The organism is Paraburkholderia jirisanensis (assembly GCF_054782355.1).
This window is the reverse complement of sequence record NZ_BAAGSQ010000001.1, coordinates 27,728-40,942: the sequence shown is the minus strand read 5'-3', so window position 1 is coordinate 40,942 and position 13,215 is coordinate 27,728. Positions and strand designations below refer to the sequence as shown.

The following is a 13,215-nucleotide window of genomic DNA, read 5'->3' as shown; positions in this document are numbered from 1 at the left end:
CGAACACTCCGTATGCTGCATGTCTGCCGTAGATGGCGCGCGCTAGCGCAGCGCGTGCAGCAGCGACGTGCCGAGCAGCGCCGCCCCCGACGCGAACAGCAGCACCAGCAAGATGCGCTTGAACGCGGTATCGGACACGCGCAGATACAGGCGCGAGCCGAGCCACGCGAAGATCAGCGTCGACGGCACCATCCACGCAAACAGCGTCAGCGTCTGCCGGCCGATCAGCCCGGTCAGCGAGTACATCACGAGCGTTTGCGCCTGCATCGCAATGAAGAAGCTCTGGCAGATCGCGCGCTGCAGATCCTTGCTGTGGCCGCGCAACATGCACCAGATGGTCGGCGCCGGGCCGACCAGGCCCGCGATGCCGCCCAGAATGCCGCCCACTACGCCGACACCGCCATCAGCCCATGCGCCTCCCGCCGTCACTGTCGGCAGATTCTTCGCGGCCAGCATCACGCCGCAATAGACGATCAGCAGGATACCCACGCCGATGCGAAACGCGGTGGCATCCAGATGCGGCAGCAGCGCCGCGCCGATCGGTACACCGACGAAGCCGCCGGCGATAAACGGCGCGATGGTCCTGATGCGAATCTGGCCGCGCACCGTGTGCACCGTCAGCAACTGGCCGGCCAGCGAGCCGACTACCAGCATCGGGCCGATTGCTTGCGGCGGCAGCGTCCATGCCCAGAACACCATTGCCACGAGGCCGAACGCGAAGCCTGCGAGACCCGACACGAAGCCCGCGATGGCACTGCCGCCGATCACCAGCAACGCGAGCTGCAGCGTCAACGGCGCTGCTCCGCAGCGCGGATGCCTCGGCCGCTCAGTGCGACTCGTAGCTCTGCGGCACGTGTCACGGCTGCATACCCCAGCGCTGCACCGTATGACGTTCGAGTGTGCGGAAAATCAGGTTCTCGACTGCAAGCCCGATCAGGATCACGGTGAACAGCCCGGCGAACACATTGGCGATATCCAGCAGATTCTTGTTCTCGTAGATGAACCAGCCCAACCCGCCCGAACCGGAACTGACGCCGAACACCAGTTCCGCGGCGATCAAGGTGCGCCATGCGAAAGCCCAGCCGATCTTCAGGCCGGTCAGGATGCTCGGAAATGTCGCAGGCACCAGAATCGCCGCGACGTAGCGGCCGCCGCGCAGCCCGTAGTTGCGGCCGACCATCTTCAGCGTATTGCTGACCGACAGAAACCCTGAGTGCGTATTGAGCGCGACCGACCACGTGACCGAATGCACCAGCACGAAAATCAGGCTGCCGTTGCCGAGACCGAACCAGATCAGTGCGAGCGGCAGCAGCGCAATGGCGGGCAGCGGGTTCAGCATCGACGTCATGGTTTCGAGAAAATCGGTGCCGATGCGCGATGTGATTGCCGCTGCTGTCAACAATGCCGCGAGCGCTACGCCGCAGCCGTAGCCAAGCAGCAGCACGTGAATCGACGCCCATGCCTTGCCGGGCAATTCGCCGCTCGCGATACTCTTCGCAAAGGCTTCCACCGTTGCACTGAAGGTCGGAAACAGCAGCGCATTGTCGAGCATGCGCCCATACACTTCCCAGATAATCGCGAGAAACGCGAGGATCACGAGCTTGCGCAGCCAACTCTGGTTGTACAGACGCTCGAATGTAGACAGCGGTTTTTCGACGACGCTGAACTGCTGCGTGTCGCTGGTTTCGCGAACGATTTCGGCACGCGGCGCGAGCGCCAGTGCAGCGATTTCCGGCGGCGTGCCCGGGGCCGGCGATGCGGTGCCGCGAACGGTAGCGTCAGACATTCTCGGCCTCTTCGATCTCGTCTTCGAACAGCATGTGCTGGATGCGCTTTTCGAGCGCAACCGCGGCTTCACCCGATACGGAGGTGTTCAGTTCGGCCTTCACCTGGCCCGGATGCGGCGACAGCAGCAGAATCCGGCTGCCCACCTTGATCGCCTCCGGTATCGAGTGCGTGACGAACAGCACGGTGAAGCGTGTTTCCTGCCACAGCATCAGCAGTTCATCCTGCATCTTGCGGCGGGTCAGCGCATCGAGCGCGGCGAACGGCTCGTCCATCAGCAGGATGTCCGGCTCCATCGCCATGCCGCGCGCAATCGCGACGCGCTGCTTCATGCCGCCGGACAGCGTGTGCGGATAGCTGTCGGCGAATTTGGTCAGATTCACCTTGTCGATGTAGTGCATCGCGCGCTGTTCCGCCTCGCGTGCGGCCAGCCGGCGCGACGACAGCAGCGGGAACATCACGTTCTGTTTGACGGTTTTCCACGGCAGCAGCTGGTCGAATTCCTGGAACACCATCATGCGGTCCGGGCCGGGCTTCGTGATGTGCTTGCCCTTCAGCGTGATCGAGCCTTCGGTAGGCAGCAGATAACCGCCGACGCTCTTCAGCAGCGTCGACTTGCCGCAGCCCGACGGGCCGAGCAGCACGAAGCGGTCGCCCTGAAACACCTTGAAGTCGACCCGGTAAGTCGCCATCACGAGGTGTTTGCGGGTTTTGTATTGCAGCGTCACGCCGCTGACGTCGAGTAGCGGCGCGCCGCCCGATTCGCGCGCGGAAGAGGCCGACGCGCCATGGCTGTTACTGCTACGCATCGAATGCATGGTCAGCTCCCTTGCAGCGACTGTGCGGTCGGAAAGAACAGGTCCTTCCATGACGCCGGTTTCGCTTTGATCAGCCCGGTGCGGGCCATGAAGTCCGCGTATTTCACGGTGTTTTGCGGCACCGTGGTGAACTGCACTTCGGGGGCCGAAATCATCTTCTCGATTTCGTCGACGCTGCTCTTGTCCTTGCTGATGCGCAGATAGGCGAGCGCCGCCGCATGCTTGTCCTTGTTGATCGACGCTTCGGCTTCGTCGAGCGCGGCGATGAACGCCTGCACGAGCTTCGGGTTGCCCTTATAGAAGTTCGACGTACACCACACCAGATTGAAGCTCGACTTGCCGCCGAGCACGTCGTACGAATTTACGACCGTATGCACGTTCGGGCGCGCCAGTTCCTGTTCCTGAAACGGCGGCGAGCCGAAATGCGCGGTCACCTCGCTCTTGCCTGACAACAAGGCCTGTTGCGCGTCGGGGTGCGCGAGCGATACGGTGTACTTGTCGAGCTGGCCCTGGTTGCCGGCACCGAAGGCCTTTTCCGCGGCCATTTGCAGCGTAATCGCCTGAATCGACACCTTGGCCGCGGGCAACGCGATCTTGTCCTTCTCGCTGAAGTCCTTGACGGTCTTGACCGCGGGGTTCGTCGTATTGAGCAGCAGCGGCATCGAATTGATGGCCGCCAGCGCCTTCACCTCGAGCGGCGTGCCATGCGTGCGCGACCACAGCAGCACCAATGGCGCCACGCCGCCGGAAGCGATCTGCAGCGAATCGGACAGCAGCGCGTCGTTCATCACGTTGCCGCCGGCGAATTCGACCCACGACACCTTCAGATTCGGCATGCCCAGTTGTGCCGCGTGTTTTTCGAGCAACTTCTGATCCTGCATCAGCATCAGCGGCAGATAGCTGACGCCGTACTGCCGCGCGATCCGGATATCGGTCAGCTCGGCGCGTGCTGTAGTGCTGATCAACGCCGCGCTGAGCGCGACGACGGCGGAAAGTACGGCGGCGACCTTGCGAAAGCTCATTGCTCGACACTCCTTGCGAGAGGAACGGCACGGCAAATCAACAGAGAGGAATCCTGGGGATGGAGCGGCGCAGTATGAGTCGCCAATATTAAGGATTTTTGGCGGCCGGGTCTGCGCGCATGGCGCGGGCCGCACAGCTGGCAGGGCGTGGATGGCGAAACGGCAGAGCGTGCATCGTGAGGGTCTCCGGTTGCCGGCCTGCCGGCGCGATGCGCCGTGCGGCCGATCCTGATTGCAGCTGACTCTTTTGCCTGCTTTTTATGACAGCTGGTGATGGCTGCAGCGACTTTTGCTACGGTGATGCTTGTGTCTGGCGCTTGATGATTTACATCATCTGTATGAGTGCGAGTGTAGGTGATCGCCTAAGCGATTGCAAATTGACGAAACCCCTGAGTTCGCATGCTGCGGATTCATGATGTTTCGTCAGTCGATGCATGGGCTCCCACATATTCATAGCGGTCGGTGTTGACGTGCGAGATGCGCACTTCGACCGGCACATGATGATACGAGTAAGCGATGCGTCGCACTTCGAGCAGCGGTGTGCCGGGTTCCACGTCAAGCAAACTGCTTTCCACCTTGTCGGCAAGTGCGACGCGCACGCGTTCATCCGTGCCGACCACGTTGATGTTGAAGGCGTCCTGGTAGAAGTTGTACAGCGTGCTTGGCCGCTCGCGCAGCGCGGCCTCCGTGAGCCCCGGAAAACGTGCTTCCGGCACGGTGATGTTGTCGACCATCACATTCTCGTTGTGCAGCGCGAGACGATTCGTAAAGCTGAAGACGCGCGCGCCGGTCTCGATGTCGAGCAGCGGCGCGATCTCGCGCGTCGCGCGCGCCTTGCGAAACGACATCAGGCTGACGCTCGGGTAGGTCTTGTCGCCGTCCTGGCGCACCACGCGAAAGAAACGGAAGAAATGCCGGTCGCGTTGATGCTGCGCCACAAAAGTGCCGAGCCCCTGATGACGCACGAGGATGTTGTCCGCGACGAGTTCGTCGATCGCCTTGCGCAGTGTGCCGATCGATACGCCGAAGCGTTCCGCGAGGCGCTTTTCCGACGGAATCGTTTCGCCACCCTTCCATTCGTGCGCCGCCAGCGCTGCGAGCATCGCATTCTTCACTTCCTTGTAACGCGTACCGCCGATGGCCGGCGGCGTGATCGTCAGCGTATTCATGGCTGTTACCCCTTTGTTGCACAGCATCCCTGGTCGGGAATTCTACTTCATGCGGTTGATAGAACACATATAGATGATATGGTTGACATACGCAAACCTGCCACCTAAGATGCTTCGCACGGAGAACGAATCGAACCGTACCCACAATGGAGACATTCAATGGATCGCAAAACGATTCACATCGTGTTGCATGAAGCGAAAGACACGGTCGGCGTCGCAGTGGTGGAAGGGATCAAGGCCGGCACGCAGCTCAACGCATGGATCATGGACGACGACGAAATCATCACGGTGTCGGCCAGGCAGGACATTCCGATTGGCCACAAGGTGGCGCTAAAAGACATGGCCGTGGGCGACACGGTGTTCAAGTACGGCGTCGATATCGGCAAGGTGGTCGCGCCGATCAGCGCGGGTGAACACGCTCACGTTCACAACATCAAGACCAAGCGTTGGTAACAGCAGCCGCGGCCGCAGCTGTCGATGCGCAGATACGTAGCGCATTTGCATCGCTGCCGGCCCGCCGCGTCCCAATAGCCCTGTCCTAACACCAAGCCAAGCGAGACACCCCATGAGCGTGATTGACCAGAACACCACTTTCCGCGGCTTTCGTCGCGACAATGGCCGCGTCGGCGTGCGCAACCATGTGATCATCCTGCCGGTCGACGATCTTTCGAACGCGGCGGCGCTAGCAGTCGAAAACAACATCAAAGGCACGATGGCGCTGCCGCATCCGTATGGGCGGCTGCAGTTCGGCGCGGATCTGGACCTGCACTTTCGCACGCTGATCGGCGCGGGGTGCAATCCGAATGTCGCGGCGGTGGTCGTGATCGGCATCGAAGAAGGCTGGACCAAGCGCGTGGTGGACGGCATCGCGAAGTCCGGCAAGCCGGTAATGGGCTTCGGCATCGAACTGCACGGCGATCACGATACGATCATGCGGGCATCGAAGGCCGCGCGGGAAATGGTGCAGTACGCTACGTCGCTCGATCGCGTCGAGTGCCCGATCGCCGATCTGTGGGTGTCGACCAAGTGCGGCGAATCGGATACCACGTCAGGCTGCGGCGCGAACCCGACGGTCGGCAATGCGTTCGACAAGCTGTATGGGCTCGGCACCACGCTGGTGTTCGGCGAGACCTCGGAGCTGACCGGCGGCGAGCAGATCGTGGCCGCACGCTGCGCGAACGATCAGGTGCGCGAACGCTTCCAGTTCATGTTCGACCGCTATCAGGACATGATCAACCGCTGGAAAACCGACGACCTGTCCGAATCGCAGCCGACTAAAGGCAATATCGCCGGCGGCCTGACGACCATCGAAGAGAAGGCGCTCGGCAACATCCAGAAGATCGGCAAGAAGTGCATGGTCGATGGTGTGCTCGACAAGGCGGAAGATCCGACGCACGCGGGCCTGTGGTTTATGGATTCGTCTTCGGCGGCGGCCGAAATGGTCACGCTGTGCGCGGCGTCGGGTTTTGCGGTGCACTTCTTCCCGACCGGCCAGGGCAACGTGATCGGCAATCCGATCGTGCCGGTCATCAAGATCTGCGCGAATCCGCGTACGGTGCGCACGATGGGCGAGCATGTCGACGTCGACGTATCGGGCCTGTTGCAGCGCGAGCAGAACCTCGATCAGGCTGGCGACAAGCTGCTCGAATCGATGATGGCCACCATCAATGGCCGCTGGACAGCGGCCGAAGTGCTCGGCCATCGCGAGTTCGTGCTGACGCGTCTGTTCGAAAGCGCGTAACGCGCAACCTGATGCGCCGCGCAGTGGATGCGCGGCGCAATGCGGCTTGCCGGATCTATCGAATGACGGCAAGCCAGCAACCACCTTGGCCGCTTCGGCCCGCATCAATCAGCCACAGCGCGCGTCACGCGTCGTTCCTCACACTTACAAGGGCCAGCCAGGCCAGGCCAGGCCCGGCACGCGTCGCGTCACGCTGTCCGTTTCTTGTGTCAGCAGCAGCGAGTGGAGGAGACACCATCTTGCGCGTGCTAAAACATCTCTACGTGCAGGTCCTGATCGGACTTGCGGCCGGCATTCTGCTCGGCCACTTCGCGCCGGACTTCGGCGTACAAATGAAACCGCTCGGCGATACGTTTATCCGCCTGATCAAGATGTTGATCACGCTGGTGATCTTCTGCACCGTGTCGGTCGGCATCGCGCGGATGGAAAACCTGAAACAGGTTGGGCGCGTCGGTCTGAAGACGATCGTCTATTTCGAAGCGATGACGACGATCGCGCTGGTCATCGGCCTCGTGGTGGCGAATCTGATGCATCCGGGTGCGGGTCTGAACATCGATCCGCAAACGCTCGATCCGCATGCGGTCAATCAGTATGTCAGCGAAGTGCACCACCAGGCGTCGACCAGTTTCCTCGAACAGATCGTGCCGAACTCGGTAGTCGGTGCGTTCGCGCGCGGCGATCTGCTGCAGGTGCTGCTGTTTTCGGTGCTGTTCGGCATCGCGCTTTCGCTGACCTCGCAGCGCAGCCGTTTTCTCGCACGCGTGATCGAGCAAAGCGGCGACGCGCTGATGCGCATCGTCGAGATGATCATGCGGCTCGCGCCGCTCGGCGCATTCGGCGCAATGGCGTTTACGGTCGGCAAGTACGGCATCGCGACGCTGCAGCAACTGGGCCTGCTGATCGCATGCTTCTACCTGACAAGCATCCTGTTCATCGTGATCGTGCTCGGTTCGGTGTGCCGCTGGGCCGGCATCGGGTTGTGGCCGCTGCTCAAGTATCTGCGCGAGGAATTGCTGATCGTGCTCGGCACGTCGACCACCGAATCGGTGTTGCCGCGTCTGATGGAAAAGCTCGAACGACTCGGCTGCCCGAAGACGGTGGTCGGTCTGGTGCTGCCGACCGGCTACTCGTTCAATCTCGACGGCGCGGCCATCTATCTGACAATGACCTCGCTATTCATCGCGCAGGCCACGAATACGCACCTGACGCTGCTGCAGCAACTCGGGCTGCTGGCGGTGCTGATGATCACATCGAAGGGCGGTGCCGGAGTGGCAGGCGCCGCGCTGGTCGCGTTGACCGCTACACTATCGACGCACAACATCATTCCGGTGGCCGGCATCACGCTGATTCTCGGCATCGATCGCGTGTTGAACGAGATTCGTGCGATCGTCAACATGATCGGCAATGCGGTCGCGACCATCGTGGTGGCGCGCTGGGAAGGGGCGTTCGATGCGCGCGCCGCGCGGGAGTTTCTCGCGGCGCCGCCCAAAGACGTGCCGGATGAAGATGAGCCGCAAGCGCAGGCCGGCGAACTCGAGCGTGGTACGCCACCCGCATTTGCACGAGAGCAATCGCATTGACCGGGCAAACGACTGCATTGGCCGCGCCCGGCCGTAACCGAACAAGGAAAGCTTTGTAATGACGCGTGTATTGCCCGATGAACTGCTTGCGCTCGCAACCAACGCGATAAAGCGCGCCGGCGCGCTGGATGAAACGGCGCATGCCACCGCGCGCGCACTGATCTATGCGGACGTGTGCGGCCTGTCGTCGCATGGCGTCGCGCGCCTGCCGATGTATCTCGCGCAATTGCGCAACGGCCGCGTCGATCCGCAGGCGCGGCCCGCGGTGGTTGCGTCGCGCAATGCTGCGGTGCTCGTCGATGCGGCCGATGGGCTAGCATTTCCGGCTTGCGCGCTGGCGGTCGAAACGATCATCGGCCGGGCGCGCGAGCATGGCAGCGCGGTGGCGAGCGTGACGCGCAGCCATCATTTCGGCGTCGGCGCGTACCACCTCGAAGCGATCGGCGCGGCCGGCATGGTCGGCCTTGCGTTCAGCAACGCGCCGGCCGCGATGCCTGCATGGGGCGGACGGCACGCGTTGTTCGGCACCAATCCGATCGCAGCCGTGTTCCCGCGCCGCGATGCCGAGCCGCTGCTGATCGACCTGTCGCTGTCGCAAGTGGCGCGCGGCAAGGTGATGGTGGCGGCACGCGAGGGCAAGCCGATTCCAGAGGGCTGGGCCACCACGCGCGACGGCGCGCCGACCACCGATGCAAAAGCCGCGCTCGACGGCATGATGCTGCCGTTCGGCGGTGCGAAGGGCGCGATGCTGGCACTGATGGTCGAGTTGCTGGCGGCCGCGCTGGCCGGCGCGAATTTCGGTTACGAAGCCGGTTCGTTCCTGACCGAAGAAGGCGAGCGTTCGCGCATCGGCCATCTGTTCTGGGCAATCGACCCGGGTGCACTGGCGGGCAACGACATGTATCTGGCGCGTATCGAGGCGCTGGTCGAATGCATGCTGCAGGATGCCGAGGTGCGGCTGCCGGGGCAACGCCGGCGTGCGCTCGCCGAGGCCGCGAGCCGCGACGGCATCGAGATTCCCGATTCGTTGTTCGAGCAACTGAAAGCGCTGGCGGGCTAGCGCGGCGCGCGTAGCGTAGATCTGAGGCAATCAGGTGGGCCCAGCGCCCCTTGAGATGCTCTGAAGTACTCGGAAGCTGACAGGAACCGCAGACGAAAAAGCCGGCCATCGCCGGGCCCTCTCAACCGCAGGGCGCCGCGATGGCCGGCTCGCTTCGCTTCGCTTTGCGTCGGTGCGCGCTAGTACCGCGTACCGACGCCGCTCGCGCATACCGCTTGCGTTACGCCACACTCTTCACGTGAAAGCGTTCCGCCGGCTCGCTGCGCGACAGGTTCGGCATCAGCGCCTTGCGCGCCGCTTCGAACCGGTTCCAGTCCTCGACGTCCGGCAGCGCCGGGATCGTGATCGTTTCGCCCTGATCGAAGCCCGCGAGCGCGGCGTCGACCATGTCGGCGGCTTCCATCACGATCTGTTCCGGCAGATTCTTGACCGGTTGGCCGGCGATGTCCCAGAACTCGGTGCGCGTCGCGCCCGGCAGTACGGCTTGCGCGCGGATGCCCTTGTCGGCGAGTTCATGGCGCAGCGATTGGGTCAGGGCGACCACGAACGACTTGGTGCCGCCATACACGCCGTTCAGAATTTCCGGCGCCACACCCGCGATCGACGCGATGTTGATGATCGTGCCGCCGCCGCGCGCCACCAGAGCTGGCACCACCGCATAGGTGAGGCGGGTCACCGCGACCACGTTCACCTTGATCATTTCTTCCATCGTATCGACGTCCGAGTTCAGCAGCGGCAGCGCGGCGCCGAAGCCGGCGTTGTTGACCAGCGCGGTGATGCTCGCGTCGGTGCGCAGCACGGCTTCGACGCGGCGAAGGTCTTCGTCCTTGCCGAGGTCGGCGGTGACGATTTCGACCGAGCGGCCGGTTTCGTCGGTGATGCGGCGAGCCAGGTCTTCGAGGCGTCCGCGGTTGCGCGCCACGACGATCAGGTCATAGCCGCGTTGCGCGAGACGTTGCGCGTAAATCGCGCCGATGCCGGTGGATGCGCCGGTGATGACAGCGGTTCCGAGGGCGCCTTGGGAAGTTGCGTTCGACATGTGATTCTCCTAATCGGGTCAGTGAGCTTCGGTGTGTAAGGGGTGAGACGCGACTGCATGACCCGAAGATTAGGTGCATACTCACATGGCGGCAATGTCGTATATGCCACCTTTTAGGACATCAACGGAGAGTTTCCATGTTGCGCTTGGGGATCGTGTTGTTTCCCGGCTTCCAGATGATGAATCTGGCGATGCTGACGGTATTCGAGTTCGCCAACAAAGTGGCGGACACGCCGCTGTACGAACCCGTGCTGCTTTCTGAGCACGGCGGGCCGGTGGTGGGGTCGTCCGGCTTCGGGGTGGCGACGCTGCCGTTCGACGAAAGTGGGTTCGATACGCTGCTGGTGGTCGGCGACAACGACGCGCAGTTGTCCACGCCCGGCCTGATCGACTATCTGCGGCGTATGGGGCCGCGCGTGCGGCGGGTCGGCTCGACCTGTACCGGTGCGTTCAACCTCGCCGCAGCGGGCCTGCTAGGCGGTCGCCGCGCCACCACGCACTGGGCCTTCGCGAGCAAGATGCGGCACGACTATCCCGACATCAAAGTGGAAGAAGACCGGATCTTCATCAGCGACGAGAACGTCTGGACCTCGGCGGGCATGAGTGCGTGTATCGATCTCGCGCTGGCGATGGTCGAGAAGGATGCGGGGTTGGAGGTCGCGCGCCAGGTGGCGCGTCTGCTGGTGCTGTATCACCGGCGCGCGGGCGGGCAGTCGCAGTTCTCGGCGCTGCTCGAGCTGGAGCCGAAGTCGGACCGGATCCAGACGGCGCTGGATTACGCGAAGCAGAATCTGAAGGCGGAGTTGTCGGTCGAGGAACTGGCGAATGCCGCGCATCTGAGCCCGCGGCAATTCACGCGCGCGTTTCGCGCGGAGACCGGACAGACGCCGGCCAAAGCGGTCGAGCAGTTGCGCGTGGAGGCGGCGCGGCTGATGCTCGAAACCGGCCGGCACGGCATCGATGCGGTGGCACGCGATACCGGCTTCGGCGACCGCGAGCGGATGCGGCGCGCATTTTTGCGCGCGTTCAGACAACCGCCGCAGGCGATCGTCCGCACCACACGCAGCATCACCTGATTGAAACGTTTGCGCGTGTATGACACTAATTTTTAAGAAGAAAAATAGTTTATGCGATTAAAGATTCCGAGGAGCGCGACGTAAACGAGCAAGGCCGGCCAGCGTGCGATGCACAGCGCATGCGACGGAAAACGGGCAAATGAGCCGGCTTGATTGCGTTACACACCATCGCGCTTCATCACAGGGAATCTCAAAATGAACAGGCTGTTGGCCGCCTGCCTCGCAGGGCTGGCCGCGTTGTCGGCGCCCGCGTTGGCACAGGCGCATGAAATTTACGGGCAGGTGGGTACGGAAGGCGTCGGCATGGGTTTCGGGGAGCCGCTCGGCACGCACTTCACGGGGCGTGGCGAAGTCAACGGGATTGCGTTTTCGCATAGCTTTTCGACCGACGATCTGAATTACGACGCGAAGGCCAAGCTGCTGCACGGCGGCATTTATTTCGACTTCTTTCCGGCGCCGCAAAGCGTGCCGTTCCGGCTGACGGCTGGGGTGCTGCTCGGCAGCGACACGATCGACGCCGACGCGACCAGCGCCAGCGGCACGTATACGATCAACGGCGTGCAGGTGTCGACGCTTGGAGAATCGATCCACGCGAAGGCGCGTTTCCCGGCGGTGCGGCCGTATATCGGCATCGGCTTCGGGCATACGCCGGTCGCGACGAAGGGCTTCTCGATGTTCTTCGACGCGGGCGTGGCGTACGGCCGGCCGAAGGTGGACTTCGACGTGCCGGCGAACATCGTCGCCGAAGCGGGGCAGGAAAACGTCGACGCGGAAGAGAAGCAATTGCAGGACAAGGCGGATAAGCTGCGGTTTTATCCGATCGTCAAGGTCGGGGTGACTTACCGGTTTTGAGGATGGCGGCCGTTGCTGTATATTAGACAGCGGCTGCTGTTTAATATACAGCAACACCATGGTTACCCATTTTGATTGCTTTTGGAGGTTTGGAGTTTGCCGTGCGATAGAGTTTGCTGTTTATTAGACAGCGCCCGCTGTACAATGCACAGCACCACGATTTCTCTGGCTCATAGGGCGAGCGTAGACCGAATGGTTTGCCCGTATCCGTCATGAACGACAGAATGTTCGCGGAATTGTTCGGCGGCGGGGGGCGCTACAGAGCACTTCGCTACCTGTTCGAGCACGCCGGCGAGGAGTTCAGCTCGCGGGAGCTCGCTGCTGCGGCGCACACCGATCGTGGCAACACGCATCGCTGGCTCAAGCGCTGGGAAGAAGCCGGCCTGGTTGTGAAAGGCGCGGTGTCTGCCACAAACTTTGTCGCCGCCGGCGATCCGGCTTTGGCTCCACTAGTCGCCCTGTTCCGGCAAAGCAGCGATCTGGTCGCGGAACTGCACGATACGCTGGCCGCGATCGAGGGCGTCACTACGGCCATTATTTTCGGCTCGTTCGCTCGCAACGAAGAAAAGGCAGATAGCGATATCGATGTGCTGATTCTCGGCGACGTGTCGGAGTTGAAGGCCAACGCGTTGCTCCGCCCACTGTCGCGAAAGTATGGCCGGGCGTTTAACGCATCGGTCTTCCCGGTCGAACAATTTCGGCATCTGATCGAGCAAGGCGACGGCTTTGCCAGCGAAGTCATGGCGCAACCGCGTTTGACATTGCTGGGAGATCTTGATGCTGAAATTGCTCGATGAGTTTCTTGCCGTGCTAGCCAGCCAGGGAGTCCGTGTGACTTCGCGTCCTGGGCACCATGAGGTTGCGCTTGAAGCGACTGCTGCGCTGATGTCTCTGCCGGTATCGTTGGCCGATGAGGCGGACGCACTGCGCGAATGGCGTAACCGCAAGTACCAAGGGTTTTTTACGGCTAGTGAGCGCGATGTAGCTGATGCTGTCGAGACCGCCCGAAAATATATGGAGGCGACGGGTGCGTGGCTCGAGCAAACAGAGCCGCATTTGCTCAAATAGCGCTC

General features: G+C 62.4%; 14 protein-coding genes. 8 read left to right on the top strand and 6 right to left on the bottom strand.

The window, feature by feature from the left end:
- Window positions 1-42: 42 nt before the first annotated feature.
- The 5 genes from ACYVNQ_RS00195 to ACYVNQ_RS00175 all read right to left on the bottom strand — a co-directional run bounded on the left by ACYVNQ_RS00195 (window position 43) and on the right by ACYVNQ_RS00175 (window position 4,794).
- Entirely contained in the window at window positions 43-792 is a 750-nt protein-coding gene (locus tag ACYVNQ_RS00195; protein ID WP_460900120.1) for a sulfite exporter TauE/SafE family protein, read from the bottom strand.
- Between the two features lie 64 nt (window positions 793-856).
- On the bottom strand, window positions 857-1,786 hold the full coding sequence (locus tag ACYVNQ_RS00190; RefSeq protein ID WP_460900119.1) for an ABC transporter permease: 930 nt from the start codon (window positions 1,784-1,786) through the stop codon (window positions 857-859).
- Complete coding sequence (locus ACYVNQ_RS00185; protein WP_460900166.1) at window positions 1,779-2,594, bottom strand: ABC transporter ATP-binding protein; 816 nt, start codon at window positions 2,592-2,594, stop codon at window positions 1,779-1,781. Before ACYVNQ_RS00185 ends, ACYVNQ_RS00190 begins: the two co-directional genes overlap by 8 nt.
- Before the next feature lie 11 nt (window positions 2,595-2,605).
- On the bottom strand, window positions 2,606-3,625 hold the full coding sequence (locus ACYVNQ_RS00180) for an ABC transporter substrate-binding protein (protein WP_460900118.1): 1,020 nt from the start codon (window positions 3,623-3,625) through the stop codon (window positions 2,606-2,608).
- Window positions 3,626-4,035: 410 nt separating this feature from the next.
- Window positions 4,036-4,794 carry a GntR family transcriptional regulator gene (locus ACYVNQ_RS00175; RefSeq protein WP_460900117.1) on the bottom strand — a complete coding sequence of 253 codons (759 nt, stop codon included), beginning with the start codon at window positions 4,792-4,794 and terminating at the stop codon, window positions 4,036-4,038.
- A gap of 159 nt (window positions 4,795-4,953) precedes the next feature.
- On the opposite strand from ACYVNQ_RS00175, the gene ACYVNQ_RS00170 reads away from it, so the two are divergent.
- The 4 genes from ACYVNQ_RS00170 to ACYVNQ_RS00155 all read left to right on the top strand — a co-directional run bounded on the left by ACYVNQ_RS00170 (window position 4,954) and on the right by ACYVNQ_RS00155 (window position 9,175).
- Window positions 4,954-5,247, top strand: coding sequence for a UxaA family hydrolase (locus ACYVNQ_RS00170; protein WP_460900116.1), 294 nt, complete (start codon window positions 4,954-4,956; stop codon window positions 5,245-5,247).
- A 112-nt stretch (window positions 5,248-5,359) separates the two neighbouring features.
- Window positions 5,360-6,535 carry a UxaA family hydrolase gene (locus ACYVNQ_RS00165; RefSeq protein ID WP_460900115.1) on the top strand — a complete coding sequence of 392 codons (1,176 nt, stop codon included), beginning with the start codon at window positions 5,360-5,362 and terminating at the stop codon, window positions 6,533-6,535.
- Window positions 6,536-6,774: 239 nt separating this feature from the next.
- Window positions 6,775-8,115 (top strand): C4-dicarboxylate transporter DctA, encoded by a 1,341-nt coding sequence (gene dctA, locus ACYVNQ_RS00160; RefSeq protein WP_460900114.1) that lies wholly within the window; start codon window positions 6,775-6,777, stop codon window positions 8,113-8,115.
- A 58-nt stretch (window positions 8,116-8,173) separates the two neighbouring features.
- Window positions 8,174-9,175 carry an Ldh family oxidoreductase gene (locus ACYVNQ_RS00155; RefSeq protein ID WP_460900113.1) on the top strand — a complete coding sequence of 334 codons (1,002 nt, stop codon included), beginning with the start codon at window positions 8,174-8,176 and terminating at the stop codon, window positions 9,173-9,175.
- A gap of 220 nt (window positions 9,176-9,395) precedes the next feature.
- Here the strand turns inward: ACYVNQ_RS00155 and ACYVNQ_RS00150 are convergent, their stop codons facing one another.
- The gene (locus ACYVNQ_RS00150; protein ID WP_460900112.1) at window positions 9,396-10,214 is read right to left on the bottom strand and encodes an SDR family NAD(P)-dependent oxidoreductase; all 819 of its coding nucleotides are present in this window, start codon (window positions 10,212-10,214) and stop codon (window positions 9,396-9,398) included.
- Between the two features lie 137 nt (window positions 10,215-10,351).
- Here ACYVNQ_RS00150 and ACYVNQ_RS00145 point away from each other — a divergent pair, with 137 nt between their 5' ends.
- From ACYVNQ_RS00145 to ACYVNQ_RS00130, 4 genes are all read left to right on the top strand, one after another.
- Window positions 10,352-11,290 (top strand): GlxA family transcriptional regulator, encoded by a 939-nt coding sequence (locus ACYVNQ_RS00145; RefSeq protein WP_460900111.1) that lies wholly within the window; start codon window positions 10,352-10,354, stop codon window positions 11,288-11,290.
- A 195-nt stretch (window positions 11,291-11,485) separates the two neighbouring features.
- Entirely contained in the window at window positions 11,486-12,142 is a 657-nt protein-coding gene (locus tag ACYVNQ_RS00140) for a hypothetical protein (RefSeq protein WP_460900110.1), read from the top strand.
- 212 nt (window positions 12,143-12,354) lie between these two features.
- Entirely contained in the window at window positions 12,355-12,939 is a 585-nt protein-coding gene (locus ACYVNQ_RS00135) for a nucleotidyltransferase domain-containing protein (protein WP_460900109.1), read from the top strand.
- Window positions 12,920-13,210, top strand: a complete 291-nt coding sequence (locus ACYVNQ_RS00130) for a hypothetical protein (RefSeq protein WP_460900108.1) — start codon at window positions 12,920-12,922, stop codon at window positions 13,208-13,210. Before ACYVNQ_RS00135 ends, ACYVNQ_RS00130 begins: the two co-directional genes overlap by 20 nt.
- Window positions 13,211-13,215 lie beyond the last annotated feature (5 nt).